The organism is Georgenia sp. EYE_87 (genome assembly GCF_023148685.1).
In the GTDB taxonomy this organism is placed as follows: domain Bacteria; phylum Actinomycetota; class Actinomycetes; order Actinomycetales; family Actinomycetaceae; genus Georgenia.
Genome location: NZ_JAHXNL010000001.1, coordinates 44,603 through 66,479, shown reverse-complemented (window position 1 = coordinate 66,479; position 21,877 = coordinate 44,603). Strand labels below are relative to the sequence as shown.

General features: G+C 72.7%; 18 protein-coding genes and 1 tRNA gene. 8 read left to right on the top strand and 11 right to left on the bottom strand.

The genetic code is table 11. The features are described from left to right. Positions 1-38: 38 nt before the first annotated feature. On the bottom strand, positions 39-923 hold the full coding sequence (locus KZX45_RS00290) for an undecaprenyl-diphosphate phosphatase (protein ID WP_248255726.1): 885 nt from the start codon (positions 921-923) through the stop codon (positions 39-41). A gap of 161 nt (positions 924-1,084) precedes the next feature. On the opposite strand from KZX45_RS00290, the gene KZX45_RS00285 reads away from it, so the two are divergent. Beyond that, entirely contained in the window at positions 1,085-2,062 is a 978-nt protein-coding gene (locus KZX45_RS00285) for an aldo/keto reductase (RefSeq protein ID WP_248255725.1), read from the top strand. Here KZX45_RS00285 and KZX45_RS00280 read toward each other — a convergent pair. Both KZX45_RS00280 and KZX45_RS00275 read right to left on the bottom strand, forming a co-directional pair. Further along, positions 2,025-2,756, bottom strand: coding sequence for a WS/DGAT domain-containing protein (locus KZX45_RS00280; protein WP_248255724.1), 732 nt, complete (start codon positions 2,754-2,756; stop codon positions 2,025-2,027). The genes KZX45_RS00285 and KZX45_RS00280 overlap by 38 nt on opposite strands. Next, positions 2,672-3,331, bottom strand: coding sequence for a wax ester/triacylglycerol synthase domain-containing protein (locus tag KZX45_RS00275; protein ID WP_248255723.1), 660 nt, complete (start codon positions 3,329-3,331; stop codon positions 2,672-2,674). The genes KZX45_RS00280 and KZX45_RS00275 overlap by 85 nt, the downstream gene beginning before the upstream one ends. Before the next feature lie 142 nt (positions 3,332-3,473). Between KZX45_RS00275 and KZX45_RS00270 the strand changes: the two genes are divergently transcribed. Together KZX45_RS00270 and KZX45_RS00265 are read left to right on the top strand one after the other, a co-directional pair. Beyond that, entirely contained in the window at positions 3,474-4,958 is a 1,485-nt protein-coding gene (locus tag KZX45_RS00270) for a serine hydrolase (RefSeq protein ID WP_248255722.1), read from the top strand. Beyond that, on the top strand, positions 4,936-6,453 hold the full coding sequence (locus tag KZX45_RS00265) for a serine hydrolase (protein ID WP_248255721.1): 1,518 nt from the start codon (positions 4,936-4,938) through the stop codon (positions 6,451-6,453). Before KZX45_RS00270 ends, KZX45_RS00265 begins: the two co-directional genes overlap by 23 nt. Here the strand turns inward: KZX45_RS00265 and KZX45_RS00260 are convergent. Then, complete coding sequence (locus KZX45_RS00260) at positions 6,378-6,644, bottom strand: DNA primase (RefSeq protein WP_248255720.1); 267 nt, start codon at positions 6,642-6,644, stop codon at positions 6,378-6,380. The two genes, KZX45_RS00265 and KZX45_RS00260, sit on opposite strands and share 76 nt — an antisense overlap. A gap of 104 nt (positions 6,645-6,748) precedes the next feature. Between KZX45_RS00260 and KZX45_RS00255 the strand changes: the two genes are divergently transcribed. Next, a complete protein-coding gene (locus KZX45_RS00255) occupies positions 6,749-6,988 on the top strand; it encodes a DUF5703 family protein (protein WP_248255719.1) in 240 nt (79 codons plus the stop codon). 2 nt (positions 6,989-6,990) lie between these two features. Here KZX45_RS00255 and KZX45_RS00250 read toward each other — a convergent pair whose 3' ends face one another. After that, entirely contained in the window at positions 6,991-8,334 is a 1,344-nt protein-coding gene (locus tag KZX45_RS00250; protein ID WP_248255718.1) for a M20/M25/M40 family metallo-hydrolase, read from the bottom strand. A 184-nt stretch (positions 8,335-8,518) separates the two neighbouring features. Between KZX45_RS00250 and KZX45_RS00245 the strand changes: the two genes are divergently transcribed. Both KZX45_RS00245 and KZX45_RS00240 read left to right on the top strand, forming a co-directional pair. Then, positions 8,519-9,949 (top strand): ATP-binding protein, encoded by a 1,431-nt coding sequence (locus KZX45_RS00245; protein WP_248255717.1) that lies wholly within the window; start codon positions 8,519-8,521, stop codon positions 9,947-9,949. Then, the gene (locus KZX45_RS00240; protein ID WP_248255716.1) at positions 9,943-10,590 is read left to right on the top strand and encodes a response regulator transcription factor; all 648 of its coding nucleotides are present in this window, start codon (positions 9,943-9,945) and stop codon (positions 10,588-10,590) included. The genes KZX45_RS00245 and KZX45_RS00240 overlap by 7 nt, the downstream gene beginning before the upstream one ends. Before the next feature lie 117 nt (positions 10,591-10,707). Here KZX45_RS00240 and KZX45_RS00235 read toward each other — a convergent pair whose 3' ends face one another. The 3 genes from KZX45_RS00235 to KZX45_RS00225 form a co-directional block, all read right to left on the bottom strand. Then, on the bottom strand, positions 10,708-12,402 hold the full coding sequence (locus KZX45_RS00235; protein ID WP_248255715.1) for a PxKF domain-containing protein: 1,695 nt from the start codon (positions 12,400-12,402) through the stop codon (positions 10,708-10,710). 618 nt (positions 12,403-13,020) lie between these two features. Continuing rightward, positions 13,021-15,138 (bottom strand): M3 family metallopeptidase, encoded by a 2,118-nt coding sequence (locus KZX45_RS00230; protein WP_248255714.1) that lies wholly within the window; start codon positions 15,136-15,138, stop codon positions 13,021-13,023. Between the two features lie 49 nt (positions 15,139-15,187). Continuing rightward, positions 15,188-16,267, bottom strand: a complete 1,080-nt coding sequence (locus KZX45_RS00225; RefSeq protein ID WP_248255713.1) for a bifunctional GNAT family N-acetyltransferase/nucleoside triphosphate pyrophosphohydrolase family protein — start codon at positions 16,265-16,267, stop codon at positions 15,188-15,190. A gap of 78 nt (positions 16,268-16,345) precedes the next feature. Between KZX45_RS00225 and KZX45_RS00220 the strand changes: the two genes are divergently transcribed. Next, positions 16,346-17,206: an SDR family oxidoreductase gene (locus KZX45_RS00220; RefSeq protein ID WP_248255712.1), complete on the top strand. Its 861-nt coding sequence runs from the start codon at positions 16,346-16,348 to the stop codon at positions 17,204-17,206. 139 nt (positions 17,207-17,345) lie between these two features. Next, a tRNA-Leu gene (locus KZX45_RS00215) sits at positions 17,346-17,431 on the top strand. A gap of 284 nt (positions 17,432-17,715) precedes the next feature. Here KZX45_RS00215 and KZX45_RS00210 read toward each other — a convergent pair. The 3 genes from KZX45_RS00210 to KZX45_RS00200 all read right to left on the bottom strand — a co-directional run bounded on the left by KZX45_RS00210 (position 17,716) and on the right by KZX45_RS00200 (position 21,874). Continuing rightward, complete coding sequence (locus KZX45_RS00210) at positions 17,716-19,785, bottom strand: acetate--CoA ligase family protein (RefSeq protein ID WP_248255711.1); 2,070 nt, start codon at positions 19,783-19,785, stop codon at positions 17,716-17,718. 28 nt (positions 19,786-19,813) lie between these two features. After that, positions 19,814-20,815: an ABC transporter substrate-binding protein gene (locus KZX45_RS00205; protein ID WP_248255710.1), complete on the bottom strand. Its 1,002-nt coding sequence runs from the start codon at positions 20,813-20,815 to the stop codon at positions 19,814-19,816. Between the two features lie 108 nt (positions 20,816-20,923). After that, on the bottom strand, positions 20,924-21,874 hold the full coding sequence (locus KZX45_RS00200) for a 3-keto-5-aminohexanoate cleavage protein (RefSeq protein WP_248255709.1): 951 nt from the start codon (positions 21,872-21,874) through the stop codon (positions 20,924-20,926). Between the last annotated feature and the right edge of the window lie 3 nt (positions 21,875-21,877).

Genomic DNA, 21,877 nt, shown 5'->3' with positions numbered 1-21,877 from the left:
AGGTCCCGCCGTCGGGCCGGGCTCCGCCGTCGGGAAGGTCAGCCGGCCGAGGGTGACCCGGCGGGCACAGCGTCGATGACGCCGGCAACCACCAGCGCGACGACCAGGACCGCGAGTACCAGCCGGTAGATCACGAACGGCCTGTAGCTGTTCGTGGAGACGTACCGCAGGAACCAGACGATGACGGCGTAGCCGACGACGAAGGCGACCACGGTGGCCAGGGCGATCAGCGCCCCGGGCACCTGCGCGGTGCCGGGCGCGGGCTCGCCGAAGATGACGTCGGAGAACAGCTTGTAGAAGCCGGAGATCATCACGGCCGGGATGGCGAGCAGGAACGCGTACCGGGCGGCGGCCTCGCGGGTGTAGCCCAGCAGCAGGCCGGCGGTGATGGTGCCGCCGGACCGGGAGACGCCGGGGACGAGGGCGAGCGCCTGGGCCAGGCCGAAGATCACCGCGTCCTTGAGCGTCATGTGGTCGAGCGTCTTGGTGCGCCGGCCGACGCGGTCCGCCCAGCCGAGCAGGAGGCCGAAGATCGCCAGCATCGCCGCGGTGATGTACAGGTGGCGCAGGGTGTCGTCGATGGCGTCCTCGAAGAGGAGGCCGAGCAGGCCGATAGGGATCGAGCCGAGGATGACGAACCAGCCCATGCGGGCGTCCGGGTCGGTGCGGGGCACCGTGTTCTTCCACGGCCCGACCGGCAGGGCCCCGAACCAGGCCTTGACGATCCGCCAGATGTCCTTGCGGAAGTAGATGACGACGGCGGTCTCGGTGCCGATCTGGGTGATGGCGGTGAAGGCGGCGCCGGGGTCGGCGCCGCTCGGGAGCAGCTCGCCGACGATCCTCAGGTGCGCGCTCGAGGAGATCGGGAGGAACTCTGTCAGGCCCTGCACGAGGCCCAGGACGATTGCTTCCCACCAAGTCACGGTCGGCAACGATAGGGCACCGACCAGGCCGGGCCGTCCCCCGACGGGCCGACCGTGGGGAGGTTCACGTACGACCGAAGCGGGACGCCGAGGCGGTCCGGCGCGGGTGCGGGGGTGGACGCTGGTAAGGACGGACGGCACCCGCCCACTACCGTGATGCCATGCAGCAGCGCAGGGTCGGCCGGACGGGCCTGACGGTCTCCAGCATCGGGCTGGGCACCATGACGTGGGGCCGGGACACCGACGAGCACGACGCCGCCGAGCAGCTCGAGGTCTTCCTGGAGGCCGGCGGAAACCTGCTCGACACCGCCGCCACCTACGGCGACGGCGCCTCCGAGGCCCTCATCGGCCGCCTGCTCGGGGAGTCCGTGGACCGCCACGACGTCGTCCTCGTCTCCAAGGCCGGGGTCCGCTCGCGTCGCACGCCCGACGGCGGAGGCGTCGTCGACGCCTCCCGCGGCTCGCTCCTGGACACCCTGGACGACTCCCTCGACCGGCTCGGCACCGACCACCTGGACCTGTGGCTGGTCCAGACGCCCGACCCCGCGACCCCGCTCGAGGAGACGCTCGGCGCGCTCGAGCACGCCGTCGCCACGGGACGCACCCGGTACGTGGGCCTGTCGAACTACCCCGCCTGGACGACGGCGCAGGCCGCCACGATGCTCGCGCCCCCGTCGGGGCCGGGGCTGGCCGCGGTGGAGATCGAGTACTCGCTGCTGCAACGCGGGGTCGAGCGCGAGCTGCTGCCCGCCGCGGACGCGCTGGGCGCCGGGGTGCTGGCGTGGTCGCCGCTCGGCCGCGGCGTGCTGACCGGCAAGTACCGCGCGACCGTCCCCGCGAGCTCCCGGGCGGCGTCGCCGCACCTGCGCGGGTTCGTCGAGCCGTACCTCAACGACCGAGCCCACGGCGTGGTCGAGGCGGTGACGACGGCGGCCGCCGGGCTCGGGCGGACGGCCCTCGAGGTCGCTCTCGCCTGGGTGCGCGACGCCCCCGGGGTGAGCTGCGCCGTCGCCGGGGCGCGGACCGTGGGGCAGCTGCGCGGGGTGCTGGGCGCGGCGGACCTGGAGCTGCCGGACCCGATCCGGTCGGTGCTGGACGAGGTCACCGCGCCGGAGATCGGCTACCCCGAGCGGTTCTGAGCAGCTCCTCCTCCAGGCCGGCGACGAGGACGGGCAGGTCGGGGTAGGCGTCGCCGTCCGCGACGACGGTGATGCCGAGCCGGCCGTCGTAGGAGAGCGCGCCGACGCCGAGCGCCACCTTGCCGATCAGCGGCAGCACCGGGAACACCTCGAGCACCCGCGCGCCGGCGAGGTGGACCGGACCGGGCGGGCCGCGGAGGTCCGCGGTGGTCACGTTCACCGACTGCCGGTCGATCAGCCTGAGCAGCACGGGCAGGAGGAGCCGGCTGCCGAAGAGTGCGCCCAGGGGTGGGCGGGCGCGAGCCTTCCGCTCCGTCGTGACGGTGGTGATCTGACGGAGCCGGCGTGCGGGGTCCGCCTCCCCGACCGGGAGCGGCACCACCATCTGGGTGATGAGGTTCCCGCTGGCCGGGCCGGGAGGTGCGTCCGATGTCCCGCCGCGCCGTGGCGCCACCGTTCCCCCGCCGGGCGGCGGCACTTCCGCTCCCCCGCGTCCGCGGCGCAGCGTGACGGGGACGTACACGGCGGCCACCAGACCGTCGACGGGCACGCCGCGGTGGACGAGCAGACGCCGCAGACCGCCCGCGAGCGCCGAGAGGACGACGTCGTTCACCGTCGCGCCGTGGGCGTGCGCGGCGGCCCGGACGGCGCCGAGGTCCGCGCGGACCAGGGCGAGGCCGCGGCCCGACCCCACCCGCCGGTCCAGCCCGGGCACCGGTGGCCGGGCGTCGGCGAGGAGCTCCCGGGCCGTCCGCGGGCGCGCCGGGCGCCACGGCCGCGGAGGCGGGGGCGGCGGCGAAGTCGCGGGGTCGGCGTCGAGAAGACCCGGTTGCCGGCGAGCCCGGTGAGGAACCACATCTCCCAGAGCGGGCGCGTCCGGTCGAGCCGGCGGCGGCGGAGCCGCTCGACCGCCGCCAGGAGCTGCGCCTCGTCACCGGGCGCCGGCAGCGGGAGGACCCGCACGTGCTCCGCGACGTCGAACGCCGTCGCGTCCTCCCACAGCGGCGGGCCGAGCCCACGCCGCGGCGTCACGAGCATCTGCCGGAACCGCGGCACGAGGTGCAACTGGCTCTCCACGACCGCCCGGACCGTCTCGATGCGGAACCGGCCGTCCGGGTCCACCAGGGTCGCGCCGTCGAGCAGGGCGATGGCACCGAGGTCCTGCGGCCACGCCTCGTCGGGCCACAGCAGGAGCTGGTCCTCCGCGCTCAGCCGCTCGATCGGGTGAGCCCGTCCCGTCACCCGCTCGACCGTGCCGCGCCGCCTCATGGGTCCCACCCCGCTTCTCCCCTCAGGTTGCGCACCGGCGCGACCGCTCGGCAAGGGCCCTTCGGCCCTGAGGACCTCGGACCCTTCCGCGGCCGCGACGATCGGCGCACCATGGGAGCCAGGGCTGGATCGAGGAGGAACCATGCCCACCACCGAGGAGACCGACGTCCGCACGCGGGTGGGCGAGATCCTCAACCGCAGGCCCGCGGTGGGGTTCGCGCTCGGGGTGGTCCGCGACGGAAGGCTCGAGTCGTTCACCGCCCACGGGGTCGCCGACATCGCCTCGGGCCGGCCGGTCACGGCGGACACCGTGTTCCGGGTCGGCTCGATCACGAAGACGTTCACGGCCATCGCGGTGATGCAGCTGCGCGAGCAGGACCTGGTCGAGCTCGACGCCCCCGTGAACGACTACCTGCGCGCGTACCGGCTCGTCCCCGCCGACGCGGCCCACCGGCCCGCGACGGTGCGCCACCTGCTGACCCACACGGGCGGGATCAGCGAGCAGGTCCCGCGCTCGGGCCTCCTGCGGCCCAACTTCGGCGAGACGGTCGCGGCCGGGGAGCCGCTCCCCAGCCTCGCCGAGTACTACCGCGGCGCGCTTCGCCTGGCGGCCGAGCCGGGCACCCGGTTCCGGTACACCGACCACGGGCCCGCGACGCTCGGGCAGCTGGTCTCGGACGTGAGCGGGCTGCCCCTGGACCGGTACCTGCGCGAGAGCGTGTTCGACCCGCTCGGGATGACGGACACGACGATGCTGCGCTCGGAGGTGGACCGGTCGCGCCTCGCCACCGGCTACCGGCTCGGCCGCCACGGCCCGCTCGAGGTGCCGGCCTTCGACTACGTCCCGGCGGGCGCCGGCGCGGCGTTCTCCACCGCACCAGACATGGCGCGTTACGTCGTCGCCCTCCTCGGCGGCGGAACCAACGAGCACGGCTCGGTGCTGCGCCCGGAGTCCCTCGTAGAGATGTTCTCCCCGCAGTACCGGTCCGACCCGCGCCTGCCCGGGCTGGGTCTCGCGTTCTGGCGCCTCGACGACGGCGGCCACCCGGTGGTCGAGCACCAGGGCGTCATCCCGCCCTACTTCGCACAGATCTTCGCCGCGCCGGACGACGGCGTGGGCCTGGTGGCGTTCACCAACGGCACCCGGGGCGGGTCGACCTGGCTCGCCGCCGAGACGGGCGCGGTGCTCGACGCGCTCCTCGGGGTGCCCGAGCCGACCGTCCGCACCGACGTGCCCCAGCGTCCGGAGGTCTGGGCCGAGCTGTGCGGGCGGTACGTCCTGCCGGGACCGGCCACGCTCACGGACGTGCGCGTGCGGGGCGTCGTCGGCGCAGGCTTCGAGGTGCGGGTGCGCCGCGGGCGGCTCGTGCTGCGGTCCCTGTCACCGGTCCCGGCGCTGTACCGCGGCTTCGTCCTGCACCCCGACGACGACGCCGACCCCTTCGCGTTCCGCGTCGAGCTGCCCGGCGGGTCCGGGAGCCTGCGGGTGGTGTTCTCCCCCGCGTCCCCCACGGCGCCGGCGACCCTCCACCTCGACGGCATGCCGCTCACAGCCCACCGGCGGTCGCCCGGGGTGCGGCTGCGTCGTCGCCAGGGAGGAAGCGATGGACCGACTCGACACGCGTGAGCTGACCGCCGCGGTGGACGCTGCGCTGAGCCGCTGGCCAACCGCAGGGCTGGCCGTCGCCGTCGTCCGGGACGGCGAGCTCGCGTGGACCCACCACCACGGCCTCGCGGACGTCGCCAGGGGAACGCCCGTCGACGAGGACACGGTGTTCCGGGTCGGGTCGGTGACGAAGACGCTCACCGCGGTCGCGGTGATGCAGCTGTGGGAGCGTGGGCTCGTCGACCTCGACGCCCCCGCCGCCCGGTACCTCCGCGCGTTCTCGCTGGTGCCCGCCCGGTCCTCGTTCCGGCCGGCCACGCTGAGGCACCTGCTCACCCACACGGCCGGGGTCCGCGCTGTCCGCAGCCACGCCGACCTGCTCCGGCCGGCGCTCGGCTGGGGCGCCCCGGTGGGCCGCGTGCCCTTGCTGGCCGAGTACTACCGCGGCGGGCTGCGCATCGACGTCGAGCCCGGCACCAAGTGGGCGTACACGAACCACGGGTTCACCGCCCTCGGCCAGATCGTCGCCGACGTCACCGGCCTGCCGCTCGCGACGTACCTGCGCGACCACGTGCTCGGCCCCCTGGGCATGGAGGACTCCGACCTGCTCCGGACGGACCGGGTGCGACCCCGCCTCGCGACCGGCTACGAGGTGCGCCCCGACGGCCTGCGTGCGGTGGAGGATCTCGAGATCGTCACCTCCGCCGGCGGCGGGCTGTACTCGACCGCCCGCGACATGGCCCGCTACGCCGTCGCGCTCCTGGGCGGCGGCGCGAACGAGCACGGCCGGATCCTCCGCCCGGAGACGCTCGCCCTGATGTTCCAGCCCCACCACCGGCCCGACCCCCGCGTGCCCGGCGTCGGGCTCGGCTTCTACCCCGGCGACGTCGGCGGCCACCGCACCGTGGCGCACGACGGGATCTGGAAGGGCTTCCTCGCCGACCTCCTGCTGGCCCCGGACGACGGCGTGGGCGTCGTGGCGCTCGGGAACACCGGCTCGTTCGACCCGCGGGGCGCGCCGACGCCGGCAGCGGACGCGCTGCTCCGCCAGCTCCTCGGCGTCCCGGCCGAGACCTTCCGGACGGACGTCCCGCAGCGCCCCGCCACCTGGGGCGACCTGTGCGGCCGGTACACGCTCGGCCCGGGCCCGCTGCTGGACCCGCAGCCCCGGATGGTGCTCGGGTCCGCGATCGAGGTCCGCGTGCGACGCGGCCGGCTCACGGCCCGCGGACGCCGGCCGATCCCCGCCGTGCGCCGGGGCCTACCGCTCCATCCCGACGCCGACGACCCGGATCTGTTCCACGTCGACCTGACGGCCGTCGGGCCGGGCGTGGTCCCCGTCGCCTTCAGCCGCGGTCCCGACGGCCGGGTGACGGCCATGCACACCGGCCTGCTCGGGACGTCGTACCCGCGGGTCCCCGACAGGCCGCGGCGCGGGTCTCAGGCCTCCTCGTACTCCTCGTCGTCCTCGTCCTCGAACTCGAGATCGTCGTCCTCGTCCTCGTCGTCCGTGTAGATGTCGAACGGAGTGTCGACCCCGAAACCGGTGAACAGCGCGTCGTCGTAGGTGTCGAATGCATCCATGAGCGTGTTCGCCGCCGCCACGACCGCCGGTGCGTCGCTGTCCCGCGCTGCCGAGACGGCGTCGTAATGTGCTTCGAACGCAGCGATGAGTCGGTCGAGCGCAGCCCGCGGGTCGTTAGCCATGGCATGAGCCTAGCGGTCCCGTCGGGGTGGCACACCGCCGGTCCTGACCTGCGGCGATACGCCCGATTTTGTGTTTGACGGACGAGGCGAGGGAGCATAACGGGATGCCCGGTAAGAACCACGAGACCGCCGTCGCGAAGCGCCGAGCCGGTGCCAGCGCCGCGTACTACGAGTACCGGACCGTCACGCTGCCGCGCACGATCAGCCGCGGCGACGTGCGCAAGCTGCTGACCGACGAGGCCGAGTACGGTCGCTGGGAGCTCGCCCGCACGCGGCTGTACATCGGCGGCACCCGAAAGGTGTGGCTGCGCCGCCGGGCGATGCGGGTGGACAGCACCCTCTGAGCTCAGCAGGTGCGGAGCATCCGCTCCAGCACACGGCAGCCGAACCGGAGCGCGTCCGTGGGCACGCGCTCGTCGACGCCGTGGAACATGCCGGCGAAGTCGAGGTCGGCGGGCAGGCGAAGCGGCGCGAAGCCGTAGCCGGTGATCCCGAGCCGGGACAGCGCCTTGTTGTCGGTGCCTCCGGAGAGCATGTACGGCAGGACCGTGGCGCCGGGGTCCTCTGCGTCGATCGCGCCGATCATCGCGTCGACCAGGTCGCCCTCGAAGGGCACCTCGAGCGCGGTGTCGCGGTGGATGTCCTCGAACCGGACGCCCGGGCCGGCGAGGCGAGCGAGGGTGTCCATGACCTCCTGCTCCTCCCCCGGCAGGAACCGCACGTCGACGGCGGCCGTCGCGGAGCCGGGGATGACGTTGGCCTTGTACCCGGCGTTCAGCTGGGTGGGGTTGGCGCCGGTGCGCAGGGTGGCGCCGACGAACTTCCTCGCCGGGCCGAGCTTCTCGACGAGGCGGTCGATGCCCTCGGGGTCCTCGGGGTCGAAGGTGGTGCCGGTGAGGTCGGCGACGCCGGAGAGCAGCTGACGCACCGTGCCGGTCAGGTGGAGCGGCCAGGCGTGCTCGCCGATGCGGTGCACCGCGCCGGCCAGGCGGGTGACGGCGTTGTCGTGGTTGACCTGCGAGCCGTGCCCGGCGGTGCCGTCGGCGAGCAGGCGGAGCCACGCCAGGCCCTTCTCCGCCGTCTGGAGGAGGTAGACACGGCGGCCGTCGATCTCGACCGAGTAGCCGCCCACCTCGCTGACGGCCTCGGTCGCGCCCTCGAACAGGTCGGGCCGGTGCGTGACGAGCCAGTGCGCGCCCATCTTGGAGCCGGCCTCCTCGTCCGCGGTGAACGCGACGACGACGTCGCGCGGCGGGCGCCAGCCGGTGCGGCCCATGTCCCGCACGACCGCCAGCATCATGGCGTCCATGTCCTTCATGTCGACGGCGCCGCGGCCCCAGATCATGCCGTCGCGCTCCTCGGCGCCGAACGGGTCCACGGACCAGTCGTCCGCCGCGGCGGGGACGACGTCGGTGTGGCCGTGCAGCACGAGGGCCGGGCGGGTGGGGTCGGTGCCCGGGATGCGCAGGACCACGCTGGCCCGCCCGGGGGCAGACTCGATAAGCTCGGGGTCCCAGCCGACCTCGGTGAGCAGCTCCATGACCAGCTCGGCGGCGGCCCGCTCCCCCGGCCCGGAGCCGTCCCCGTAGTTGGACGTGTCGATGCGGATGAGGTCGCGGCAGAGGCGCACCACCTCGTCCTCGGGGCGCACGGCGGAGGTGTCGGCGGACGCGGCGGGCTGGGTGGTCATAGGCGCAGGCTACCCAGGTGGTCGGCGCCGCCGTCGTTCCCCTGCTGACGAGGTGCGTTCAAGTCCCTGACACGCCGTCCGCGGGCACACTCGATCCGGTCGCCGAACGGGGTAAGAACGGTTCGCGCCGACCGCCGTCGCCAACCACCGGATACGGACCCCTCTGCCCCCTACACTCCAGGGCATGGGGTCAGCGGGGACCGCCCGACGCCGCCGAGGGCATGTCTTCCAGGCGCTGCCCAGTGGTGTGCTCACAGCCGGCGGCTGGGGCGTCGGCCTGGTCGTCACCGCCTTCATCCTCGGCACGCCATACCTGGTGTTCGGCTACCACAGCCCGTCCCTCCACCTTGTGCTGGACACGGTCGACGGCTGCGTGGCCCTACTGCTGGCGTACCTGCTGCACGGGCGATTCGTCCGCACGAACAGGCTGCAGGACCTCCTGCTCGCACAGGGGCTGTTCCTTCTCGCCCTCGCTGGCCTGGGGCTGACGCTTCTCCTCGGTGCCTTGCCCACCGCACGCCCGGACACCCTCAACGTCTGGCTACCGCTGAGCCTGCGGCTGCTGGGGGCGCTGTTCGTGCTGGCCTCGGCCCTCGCCGGCGACCGCAGGGCCCGCCCCGGCTTTGCAGTCTGGAGGCACGCGGTGCCGTGGCTTCTGTTGATCGCCGCGTTCGGGCTGCTCGCTCCGAACCACGAGCTGCTGCCCCCGGCCCTGGCGGCCAGCCCTCCACCGTCGGCGCAGCGGCCCGTCATCACCGGCCACGCGCTGCTGCTCGTGTCTCATGGGCTCGCCGCCCTGTGCTTCGGGGTCGCGTCCGTCGCCTTCGCCGTCCATGCCTCGCGCCGGCACGACGAGCTGCTCAGATGGGTCGGCCCCGCCCTGGCCCTCGGGGCCTGGGCCCGCATCAACTACCTGCTGTTTCCCTCTCTCTACAGCGACTGGCTCTACACCGGTGACCTGCTTCGGACGGGGTGCTATCTGCTGCTCCTGGTCGGCGCCGGCCGGGAGATCGGGGAGTACTGGTCGTCCCAGGCGCAGGCGGCGGTGCTCGAGGACCGCCGGCGGCTCGCGCGTGAGCTGCACGACGGGGTCGTCCAGGAGCTCGGCTACATCCGGGCCGAGGCGTGCGGCGGGCTCCGCGACCCCGGGACTGCCGACCGGATCCTCGCCTCGGCGGACCGGGCGCTCGACGAGGCGCGCGGGGCGATCGACGCGCTGGGCCACAGCGTCGACGAGCCGCTGGGCGCGATGCTGCAGCGGGCTGCGCGACAGGTGTCCGAACGGCACGGTGGCCGGCTCGAGACCGAGCTGGACCTGTCCGTCACCGCCGACGCCGAGCAGCGCCACGCCCTCGTCCGGATCACTCGGGAGGCGGTGTCCAACGCGCTACGTCACGGCCGGGCCCAGCGGGTCGTGCTGACGGTTGCAGGCGGCGAACGCGGCCAGCGGCTGGCGGTTCGTGACGACGGGCTCGGGTTCGACGTCGAGGCGGCCCGCCGGCAGTCCCGCGGTTACGGGCTGACCAGCATGCATGACCGGGCGCTGGCCCTGCCGGGGACCTTGACGATCGAGTCCCGGCACGGGAAGGGCACGGAGGTGTCGGTGAGATGGTGAGTGACGGCCGGATCCAGGTTGTGGTCGCCGACGACCATGCTCCGACGCGGGCGTCGGTGCGTCGGGCTCTCGAGGGCGGCGGCTGCACCGTCGTCGGGGAGGCGGCGTCGGCCGACGGTGCCGTCGCCCTGGTGACGGAGCACCGGCCGGACGCCGCCCTTCTCGACATCCAGATGCCGGGCAGCGGCATCCGGGCGGCGCAGATCATCGGCCAGACCGTGCCGGAGACCGCCGTCGTGATGCTGACGCACTCCAGCGCGGACGGTGACCTTTTCGACTCCCTCCGTGCAGGTGCGGCCGGCTACCTGCTGAAGGACGCGGACCCGCACACGCTCGCCGACGCTCTGCGCGGGGTGCTGGCCGGAGAAGCCGCTATGCCGCCGCGGCTCGTCGCGCGCATCCTCGACGAGTTCCGCGCGCCGGCCAAGCGCCGGTTCTGGCGCGACTCCCCCGCGGCGGGCAGGCTCAGCGCCCGTGAGTGGGAGGTCATGCAGCTCCTCGGCGACGGGCTGACGACGGAGCAGGCGGCCGCGAGGCTGTTCCTCTCCCCGACGACGGTGCGGGTTCACGTGTCTGCCGTACTGCGGAAGCTGCGGGTCACCGATCGGGACAGCGCGCTGAGGTTGCTGCGCGGCGACTGACGGCCGCTGCCCGTGCGGGCGGCAGACATGTGCTGCCCGGCGGGCTGCCGGCGCACGTGCAGAGAGGCCCCCGCCGACCGGCGGGGGCCTCCCAGCAGACCGCGCTGCGGCCGTCCGCTACTTCAGCTGGAAGTTGGCGGTGATCCCGGAGCCGTCGTGCGTGGTCATCGTGACCGCGTAGCACGTGCCCGGCTTCTTGGGGGTCTGCCAGTTCTGCACGAACTGGCCGCCGGTGGCGTCGTAGCGCAGGCTCGTCCCGCCGGTCGTCACGAACTCGACCTCATCGGCCGGCGCGCTGCTGCCGGGGCAGGTGACGGCCTTCACGGTGAAGCTCTTGACGGCCGTCGTGGAGGTCAGCTCCTCCGTACCGGCGAACACCTCGAACTTCAGCGGCACGGTGCTTCCGCCCTTGACGGTGTTCCACACGCCGCCCATGTTGACCGGCGAGGTGAAGCCCTTGAGGCTCCACGGCAGCACCTCGTAGCTGAGCGTCGAGGTGGAGGTGTTGCCGGCGACATCAACGGCCGTCGCGGTGTAGGTGTGCGTGCCCACGGACGTCCCGCCGCCGGTGACCTCGCACGAAGCCAGGCCCGAGATCTCGTCGGTGGAGGTGCAGGTGGGAGCAACCTGGTCGCTGCCGTAGAAGATCTCCCCGGTCGGGCCGCCGACGAAGGTTGGCGTCGCCGGCGCGGTCTTGTCGACGTTGTAGGTCTGCGTCACCGCCCCCGACGGGGTGGTGTTGCCGGCGACGTCGGAGAATGCCGGGCTGGCGAGCACGACCTCGCCCTCGCCGCTCGTCGTGGCCGTCTGGCTGGCGCTGGCGGGGCCGGACGTGGCGTCGGTGGCGATGAACTCCGCCGTGACGTCGGAGGTGTACCAGCCGTTGTCTCCGAGCGTGCCCGAGACCTCGCCGAGTGCGACGGTCGGGGCTGTGGCGTCTCGCTTGATCGTTATCGTCTTGGACGTCGCGTCACCGCCGGCGCTAGCGGCGGCGCAGGAGTAGTCGGTGGCTCCCTGGTCTGCGGTGATGTTCTGGTCCTCGCAGCCGATGAGCTTCAGGGAGTTGGGCGACTCCGGCTCGTCGACCTGCCAGATGAGCGAGACGTCACCGGTGTACCAGCCTTCGTTGCCGTCGGGAGTTGCGGGCGTGAGCACGGGAGTGATCGTCGGCGCGCTCGGGTCGACGATGCCGTAGGTCTCGGAGGCGGCTGCCGTCAGCCCGCCGGCGTCGGTGTAGGAGCAGCTGGCGGCCTGCTGGCCGATGCCGTCGGCCGCGTACGTCCCGCTGATCTCGCCCAGAGTGGCGGCGAACGTCGTCGAACCGTCCTCGGCGTCGGTGACCCTGCAAGTAGCGGCCGGGACGGCGCCCTTGGCGTAGCTGGCGCCGCCGGTGACTCCCTCGACGAAGATCTGCGGCGCCGTGTTGGCGGGTGCGGCGACCGTGACCGTGAACGTCGCGGGCGCGAGGTTGAACGTTCCCTCGGTGGTGTTGCTGACTTGAGAGACGGAGATGGTGGCGGTACCCAGCGCGATCGGCGTCACGGTCAGCGTCTTGACGTCACCGCAGGCGGTGAAGGTGATCGAGCCCGGCGACACCGTGGCCACCCCAGCGTTGGTGGAGGTCACCTCGAGACCTAGAGCGGTGCCTCCTGTCAGGTTGCACCCGTTCTTCCCGTCGCCGTTTCTTGGGGTGACGTACAAGCTGGTGGTACCGGCCTCTCCACCGACGTTCAACGTCATGGTCTCGGCCGTCGCATCGATGCTCGCATCGAGGTTGTTCGAGATGTCGTCGGCCATGGCGGAGCCTGCCATCCAGCCGAGGAGAAGGGGAACCGCCGCGGCTGCGGCAACAAGGCGTCGTGTCCTGCGCATGGGGGGGGAGTCCTTCGTCGTCGAGAGGGCCCGGAGGTAGGGCGCATCCCGACGCTAGGCCGCAACATTCGCCTACACGGGCTTTCCAGCGTTCAACGTCCTAAACGGCAGCGTCGCTGCAGGTCAACCGGCCGTTCAGCGTCCGAACGGCCCCGCCGGGCCCGACTCGAACGCGCCCCGGCACGCCGACGGTGCGTGCCCTCTCCTCTTCTCGGGCACGCACCCATGTCTTGAGGTCGGGCCCGGGTTGCGTGCGGCGCCACCGCGCCTCGAATGCGAGTCAGGACCGCCACCATTCCGTCCACTGCCGAACGACCTCTGCCCGCGTCTGCCCGTCGAGCAGGTGACTCCGGTCCGGTGGGATGCCACGCAGCGTCGGCGGCGCCAGCAGGTCGGCGGACGTGTCCAGGCGCAGGGCGTCTCGGACATATAGCGCCTGGTCGAGGGTTGCCTCGTCGGAGACGCTCAGGCTCCACGACCGCGATCCGGACCTCCGCACGCGCGCCTCCTCGGTGAGCCCTCGGCGCGCCGCCGCCAGGCCGCCGTCGTCCTGGTCGGTCAGTCGGTCAGCCGCCGCCGCTTGAGCAGCGGGTCGATGCGGGCGTCGCGGCCACGAAGGTCCCGGAACGACTGCAGCGCGTCCTGCGAGTAGCCGCGCGAGAGCAGCGCGTCGCGGAAGCGCTGCCCGGCAGCGCGGTTGAGGCCGCCGTCGCCGTCGATGTCGCCCTCGGTGGTGAACCACTCGACGGTGTCGGCGTCGAGCACCTCGGACCAGATGTAGGAGTAGTACCCGGCGTCGTAGCCGCCGCCGAAGGTGTGGTTGAAGTAGGTGGAGCGATAGCGCGGCGGCACGAGCTCCAGCCCGACCCCGGCGCGCTGGAGGGCCTCACGCTCGAACGCGGCGACGTCGTCGACCTCGGTGGGCACCTGCTCCGGCGTGACCTGGTGCCACGCCTGGTCCAGCAGGGCGGCGCCGAGGTACTCGGTGGTGGCGAAGCCCTCGCCGTACCCCGCGACGGCGAGCACCTTCTCGAGCAGCTTGGCGGGCAGCGGCTCCCCGGTCTCGTGGTGGCGCGCGAACCGGCCGACCACCTCGGGGTTCGCCATCCACATCTCGTTGACCTGGGAGGGGTACTCGACGAAGTCGCGCGGCACCGACGTGCCCGAGAACGTCGGGTACTGCACGTCCGAGAACAGGCCGTGGAGCGCGTGCCCGAACTCGTGGAAGCAGGTGCGCACCTCGTCCCAGGTGAGCAGGGTCGGCTCGCCGGCGGGCGGCGGCGTGAGGTTGAGGTTGTTGACGACCACCGGCCGGCGACCGGTCAGGTGGGACTGGTCGACGAGGTTGTGCATCCACGCCCCGCCGCGCTTGCCGGCGCGGGCGTAGTAGTCGCCAACGAACAGCCCGAGGCCGGTGCCGTCTTCCTCCTTGACCTCCCACACGCGCACGCCGTCGGCGTAGCCGGCGAGGTCCGCCCGCTCGTGGAAGGTGATGCCGTACAGGCGGTTCGCGGCGTAGAAGACGCCGTCGTCCAGCACCCGGTTGAGCTCGAGGTACGGAGCGAGGACGGAGTCGTCGATGCTGTAGCGCTCCTTGCGCAGCCGCTCCGAGTAGTACGCCCAGTCCGCAGCTCGCAGGGTGGCGCCGCCGGGTACGTCGGGGTCGGCGTCGAGCATCTTCTGCAGCTCGGCTGCCTCCTTGCCGGCGTTGCGGGCGGCCGGGGCGGCGAGCCGGGCAAGCATCTCGTTCACGGCCGGGGTGGTGGCGGCGGTGCCGTCCTCGGCGACATAGGCGGCGTGGTGGTCGTAGCCCAGCAGCCGGGCGCGCTCGGCGCGCAGCCGGGCGACCTCGAGGAGGATGGCGCGGGTGTCCGAGTCGGCGTCGACGCCGGTCCCCCGCTGCTCCGAGGCGGCCAGCAGCTGGGCACGCAGCTCGCGGTCGGTGAGGCGCGCGAGCAGGGGCTGCTGCGTCGGCAGCATGAGGGTGATGAGGTGGTTGACGGCGACGCCGCGGTCGGCGGCGTTGCGGGCCAGCCCGGCGAGGGTGCCCTCGTCGAGGCCGGCGAGGCGGGCCGGGTCCTCGACCTCGACGGCGCCCGCCTCCATCGCCTTGACGACCCGCTGGGAGAACTCCGTCTCCAGGGTGACCAGGCGGGAGTTGAGCTCGCGGAGCTGGTCCATGCCGGCGTCGTCCAGGCGGATGCCGGCCCGGACGAAGTTCTTGCGGTAGTTCTCCAGCAGCCACGTGGTCTCGGCGTCGAGGTCGAGCAGCGGGGTGGCGCTCGCGAGCGACTCGAGCCGGGCGTAGATGCGGCGGTCGAGCCAGAACGCGTCGCCGTGGGCGGCGAGCTGCGGGGCGATCTCCGACTCGATCTCGTGGATCTCGTCCCCGCCGACCGAGGACGCCAGCGTGTGGAAGACGACCAGCACACGGCGCAGCAGCTCGCCCGAGCGCTCGAGCGCGTCGAGGGTGTTGACCACGTCCGCCACCGTCGGGTCCGTGGCCACGGCCTCCCACTCGGCGCGCTGCGCGGCGATGCCGGCCGCGACGGCGGGCCGGAAGTGCTCGATCCGCACGGCGCCGAAGTCGGGCAGCCCGTAGGGCAGCGACGACGGCGTCGCGAACGGGTTGGCGGGATCGAGCTGGGTGTCGGCCAGGGCCGTGACGTCGGACATGCGTGACATTGTGCCGCCTGTCACCCGCTTCGTCCGAAAGGACGGGCAGTCAGCCGCGCGAGGGCGGGCGGTACCCGTGCCGCGCGAGCACGCCGGCGATGTCCGGCGGGAAGAAGCCCGGCCCCTTGAGGACCTTGCCGTCCTCGCGGTAGATCGGCTTGCCGTCCTGGCCGAGCTTGGACAGGTTCGAGGCCTGGATCTCGGCCAGGACGTCCTCGAGCGGGATACCGCACTCCAACGCCATGCCGTAGATGACGTACGTGAGGTCCCCCAGGGCGTCCGCCGCCTCGACGGTGTCACGCGTGCCGTCGTCGGCGGCCACGGCGCGGGTGAACGCCGCGGAGATCTCGGCGCCGGCCGCCTCGCCGTAGACGGCCTCGACGAGCTCGGCGAGCTCCTCGGCCACCAGCGCCATGCGCATGTGGACGCGGTCGCGGTCCACGCTCGGCGGGTCGGTGACCACGGGGAGGGCGTAGGTGTCGTGGAACTGGCGCACCAGCGCCTCCGGGTCGCGCGACGACGGCGACCCGACGGCGGCCGCCGGCTCCGCCGTCGTCTCCGGCCCGTCCCACGGCGCCACCGGGCTGCGGGGGTCGTCCTTGTGCAGGGAGCCGACCCAGGCGTCCTTGAGCTCGCCGCGGGTGACGTTGAGGCCCCGGACCGTGCCCTCCTTGCGGAAGCCGTGCCGCCAGACCGCGCGCCACGAGGCCCAGTTGCCGACGTCGGCGCGCCAGTGGACCAGCACGAGTCCCAGCCGGCCGAAAGCCGCGTCGAGGACGAGCCCGATCGCCCGCGAGAGGTGGCCGTTGCCGCGCGCGTCGGGCGCCATCCAGAACCCGATCTCGCCGCGGCCGTGGGCGACGTCGTGCAGGTCGACCATGCCGACGAGCCGGCTCTCGCCGTCGGCCACCGCGCGGATCGCCCAGGTGGGTGCGCCCTTCTGCCAGCCCTCCGGGACCACGCCGGCGACGAAGTTAGCGGCGTCGCCCCGGGTGTACGGGCTGGGGACCGTGGTGAACCGCTGGATCTCCGGGTCCACGCAGATCTCGGCGATGCGGTCGATGTCTGCGGACGTGGGGGCGGAGAGCACGAGGGTGCGGTCGGCCGAGCGGAGATCGAAGCGGTCCATGGGAGACGACCGTACTGCGTGCCGCCGACGTCCCGGCCCGGCGTGCGGAGCGCGGCGGGCTGCACCAGCCTGGGAAGCATGAACGCGGACACCGAGTCGATCAAGAACCTGCCCGAGCAGCACCAGGAGTGGCCCGGCCGCACGGACGCGATGCAGCCGGTCCCGGACCACGGCGAGACCTCCTACACCGGCCGTGGGCGCCTGACCGGCAAGAAGGCCCTGGTCACCGGCGGCGACTCCGGCATCGGCCGCGCCACGGCGATCGCCTTCGCCAAGGAGGGCGCCGATGTCGCCATCGCCTACCTGCCCGAGGAGCAGGACGACGCCGAGGAGACCAAGAAGCAGGTGGAGGCGGCGGGCCGGACGTGCGTCCTGTGCCCCACCGACCAGCGCACCGAGCAGGCCAACATCGAGCTCGCCGAAGCCGCCGTCAAGGGGCTCGGCGGCATCGACATCCTGGTCAACAACGCCGGTTACCAGATGGCGCAGGACGGGCTCGAGAAGATCAGCGAGGAGCAGGTGCGCCGGACGTTCGAGACGAACATCTTCTCCATCTTCTTCCTCACCAAGGCGCTGCTCCCCCACCTGAAGGAGGGGGCGAGCGTCATCAACTGCGCCTCCATCCAGGCGTTCCAGCCGTCGGAGACGCTGCTCGACTACGCCTCGACCAAGGCCGCGATCAACAACGCGACCGTGAACCTCGCCGCCGAGCTCGGCCCGCGCGGCATCCGCGTCAACGCCGTGGCGCCCGGACCGATCTGGACGCCGCTGCAGCCCTCGACCAAGCCCAGCGTGAAGGACTTCGGCATGGACACCCCGCTCGGCCGTCCCGGGCAGCCGATCGAGGTGGCGACGGCGTTCGTCTACCTGGCGAGCGACGAAGCCAGCTACGTCTCCGGGACCGTGCTCGGGGTGACCGGGGGCAAGCCGGTGTTCTGAGGTGTGGCTTCGCTCACGAACGACGCCGGAGCGGCCCTTCGTGGTCGATGGGCGTCTCTCCACCGTGCTATCTTTTTCGTCGTTGCCCAGCCGGGTGGACGACGCCGAAGGGCCGAGTTCGCGAGGCGAAGCACCACCTGTCCGGGTGGCGGAATAGGCAGACGCGCTAGCTTGAGGTGCTAGTGCCCTTTATCGGGCGTGGGGGTTCAAGTCCCCCTCCGGACACTCGTTGAGACAGCGACGACCTAGCCCCTGACCTGCGGAAACGCGGTCAGGGGCTTTGTCGTACGCGGTCGTGGCGCCAAGATGGTCACCTCCGGCCCATCGACTCCCGGCCATGTCTAGACCAGCCGGGAAGTGGCTCGGCCTCCGAGCCGTCTTCCACGCCGAGGTCTACGACACCGACCGCCAGGTCCGACCCGATTACGGCGTGAGCGTAGCCGGTGCCACCAGTTGTTGACAGGTTCCTGTGCTTTCGACAAGGGCTGACCAGGGAGAGCTCGGTCCGGCTACTCCGTGGTGACGTCCCCGCGCGGGACGACCACTGCATCGAGCGCCACCAGGCCGGACGCCGTCAGCCGCAACGGGTTCACCTCGATCTCGGCGATGCTTGGGGTCGCTCGGAGGACGCTGCCCAGCGCGATGACCACGTTGGCGAGTTGCGTGCGGTCCACCACTGGTCCGGACCGGTGCCCCAGGAGAAGTGCACGGCCCTGGAGGTCGTCCACCATGCCGACTGCTACGCGCTCGCCAAGGGGCACCGACCGGATGGCGACGTCGGCGATCACCTCTGCGGCGGTGCCACCGATTCCCACCAGGACGACGGGTCCGAACACGGGGTCGCGTCGAGCGCCCACGATGAGGTCGATGCCGGACGGTGCCATGGACTCGACGAGGAACTCCCGGGCCCCCACGGCCTCGAGGGCGTCGAGCGCGCCGTCCATCTCGGCCTCCGTGCGGATGTTCAGGTGGACTCCGCCGAGTTCCGTCTTGTGCAGCACCGCGGCGTCGACCAGCTTGACGGCCACCGCGCCGCCGAGCGCCTCGAGCGCCGCGTGAGTCTGCGCCCGGGTGGTGCAGCGCCGTCGTGGCGGTGTCCTGAGACCGATCTGGTCGAGAAGCTCCTTCGCCCGGATCTCGTCCCAGGGCCCGGTCAGCCGTGACGGCTCGGCCGCCGGTTCCGCGCCCACCGAGCGGGCGTACTGTGTTTTGGCGTCCTCGACAAGGGCCACGAGCCCGCGCGCCAGGGCGGTGGGCCCGGCGATCAGAGGCAGCGCCAGCTCGGCGGCGGACGCCCGTGCCTGATCGAGGTCGTCCTGGGGCCCGTCCACGCCGACCAGCACGGGGACGACGTCGGCCGCTCCCGACTGCGCCACGGCGGCGGGCAGATCCACCACCGGCTCGGTCAGTCCGTACACCGCCACCGCGTCGACGGCCGGATCCCCGGCGACCGCAGCGACGACCCGATCGAACCCGGGTCCTGGTCTGCCGGTGTCCACCGGGTTGGCCTGGAAAGTGATGGGAGGCAGATGCTCGGCGACGGCCGCCTGGGTCTGCAAGGACAGGCGGGGCAGAGCCACCCCGGCGCTCTGGAGGGCGTCGGCCACGAGGAGACCCGGCCCCGCCTGCGCGGTGATGAGGGCGACGCCGGGGGCCGGTGACGGCGTGAGCCGGCGCCCGGCGAACGCGGTGACGGCGTCCACCAACGCCTCCTCGTCGTCGACGAGCACGGCGCCGGCCTGCCGGAGCAGTGCGCGCGTGGTGCGCCAGGAGGTGGCCAGTGCGCCGGTGTGCGAGGTGGCGAACTCGCTGACGTCGCTTCGGCCGACCACCAGGGCTACGACGGGCTTGACCGCGGAGAGCCGTTCGACGGCCCGGAGCAGCGCCGGTCCGTCCTTGACGGTCTCGAGGTGCAGCGCCACCACGCGCGTGCCGTCGTCGCCGACGAGGTGCTCGAGCACGTCCTCGGCACCGACGTCGAGCGAGGCCCCCAGACCGACCGCGAGGCTGACGCCTACCCCGGCCCGTTGCAGCCGGAACGCCAGCGCGTGGTTCACCCCGCCGCTCGCGGCGACCACAGCCACCGGGCCCGGTCGAACCGCCGCGACGCCGGGGACGAAGCTGGCCCGCAACCCTCTACCGGGCACGAAGAAGCCGGAAGTGTTGGGCCCGAGAAGGCGGATTCCCGTCTCCCGGACAGCGTGCACGATCGCCCGTTCATGGGCCTCACCGGCCGGGCCGGCTTCTCCGAAGCCGCCGGCGCACACCAGGGCCGCGCGCACCCCGCCGGCGGCGCACTCGCGCAGCGCCTGCGCCGTCGCCGGCGCGGGGACGCACATCACCGCGAGGTCCACCTCGCCGTCGGCCGCCGCCAGGGCGTCGCTGATGGTGGCGTGCATGCCCGCGGCGCGGTTGTTGACGAGGTAGAGCGGCGCGTCGTGACCGCGGAGGGACTCCGCCATCACGGCGCCGAGCTTTCCCGGCGTGGCGGAGGCGCCGACGACCATGACGCCGGCTGGCGCGAAGAAGGGCTCGAGCGTGGCTGCCGCGAGGCGCGGGGCAGTCGGGGTGGACGTCATGAGGGCTCCGTAGTCGGGTGTGGCGTGGTCAGGGCAGCATGGAGTCGACGTCGACCTTGGTGTCGGTGATGCCCTGGCGGTGGGCGAACTCGGCCAGGAACTCGATGTCCTCGGTCGCGGTGGTGTCGGTGAAGCGGGGCAGGACGAGGCTCTCGGCGACGGCGGGCTCGAGCGTCATGTAGGTGCCGAGGATCTCCCGGACCCGGTCCGGGTTCGCCTCAGCGAAAGCCTGGGACTCGGTGATGGCGGCCGTGAACCGCTCGACGAGCTCAGGGTCGGACTCGATCAGCTCGGCCGAGGTGAAGTAGGCCGCGATGAGCAGGTCGGGGTCGGTCTCGACGTAGTTCGAGGCGAGGACCCGGTTGCCCTGCTGCTGGGCGATGGTCGAGAAAGGCTCGACGACCCAGGCGGCGTCCACCTGGCCCTGGGCGAGCGCGCCGAGCATGTCGGGGAAGGCGATCTCGACGAACTCGATGGCGTCGGGGTCTCCCCCGTCCTTCTCCACCGTCTCGCGGACGGTGCTGTCGCCGATGCTCCTCAGCGTGTTGACCGCCACGGTGCGACTGGCGAGGTCTGCCGCGTCCTCGATGTCACTGTCCGCGGGGACGACGACCGAGGCGGTGTCCTCACCCGCCACCCCGGTCGAGCTCGCGGCTGGCGCGACGATCGGCAGGTTCAGTCCTTGGGCATGGGCGCTCAGGAGCGCCGGGGTGTTGGAGAAGCCGAACTGGACCTGGCCGCTCACCACTCCGGGGATGGTGGCGGCGCCACCCTGCCCGGACTCGGTGAGCTCGAGCTGGAGGCCGTGCTCGGCGAAGATTCCCTGCTCGATGCCGAGGCGGATGCCCGCGGTGTCGACGATGGGCATGACGCCGACGGTGACGGCCTCGAGCTCGCTGTCGGCCGCTGCGGCTGTCGACGCTGCCTCGGCGGTGCCCGCAGGGGTGGCGGGCGCCGGGTTGCCGCCCGAGCACGCCGCGAGCAGGAAGAGGGCGGCTGCGGCGCTGGCCGCGGTGTGGGTGGTGCGCATGGGTTGTCCTTTTCGGTCCACCGGGCACGGAGGAAGTTGGAGGGGCGGCTGGAGCGACCGGGCACGTCGGAGGGTTTGGACGGCGGGCGTGGGCGTCCGCGCGGCGTGTCAGCGGGCGGACGTCGGGACCGGCTGGGCCGACGCAAGGCTCTTCAGGCCGAGGATCTGCCGGGCCTCCTGGGGGGTGGCGACCTCATGGCCGAGCTCCCGGATGATGCGCACAGCACGCTCGACGAGCTGGACGTTGGTGGCCAGCTCGCCGCGGCGGTAGTAGAGGTTGTCCTCGAGGCCCACGCGCACGTGCCCGCCGAGGAGGACCGCATGGGTGATTGCGGGTAGCTGGTTCGCGGCGACCGCGGAGACGCACAGCTCGGCGCCCTCCGGCAGCTCGTCGACCATCTGGTGGAGGATGCGCGGGGTGTAGGGCAGCGCGCCCTGGAAGCCGCGATCGAGGCCGAGGACGACGTTGACCCAGTAAGGCTGGGCGTCGAAGCCCGCGTTGATCAGGCGGCTGGGGTCCTGGCGGATGTGGGCGGTGCTCATGACTTCCCACTCGGGCTTGATCCCGAGCTCGGTCATCCGCGCGGCCAGCTCGTCGCACTGGGCTGGGGTGGTGAGGTTGATGATCTCGCGACCGCCGGTGGTGATGACGAAGGACTCGGCGTCGAAGGTCGCCATCTCCACGTGCGGGGCCTCGAGGCCACGCAGCCGCTCGGCGAAGTCGATGCGCAGCTGGCCCTGGGAGTTCTCCTTGATCATGTCTCCGGAGATGCCGCCGCCGGTGGAGATGTTGATGACGACGTCGGTGCGTTGGCGCACGGCCTCATTGATGCGGCCGTAGACGTCTGCGCTGCACGTGGCGAGGTCGTCCTCGGGCCGGCGGGCGTGGATGGCGGCCACGGAGGCGCCGGCCTCGACGCAGGCGGCGACGTCGTCGGCGATCTCCTCGGGCTGGGTGGGCAGGTTCGGGTTCTGCTCCTTCGACGCCATGCCGCCTGTGGGGGCGATGGTGACGATGACCTTGCGCGGCCTGATGTCCGCGGCGGTGGTGGTGGCCATGAT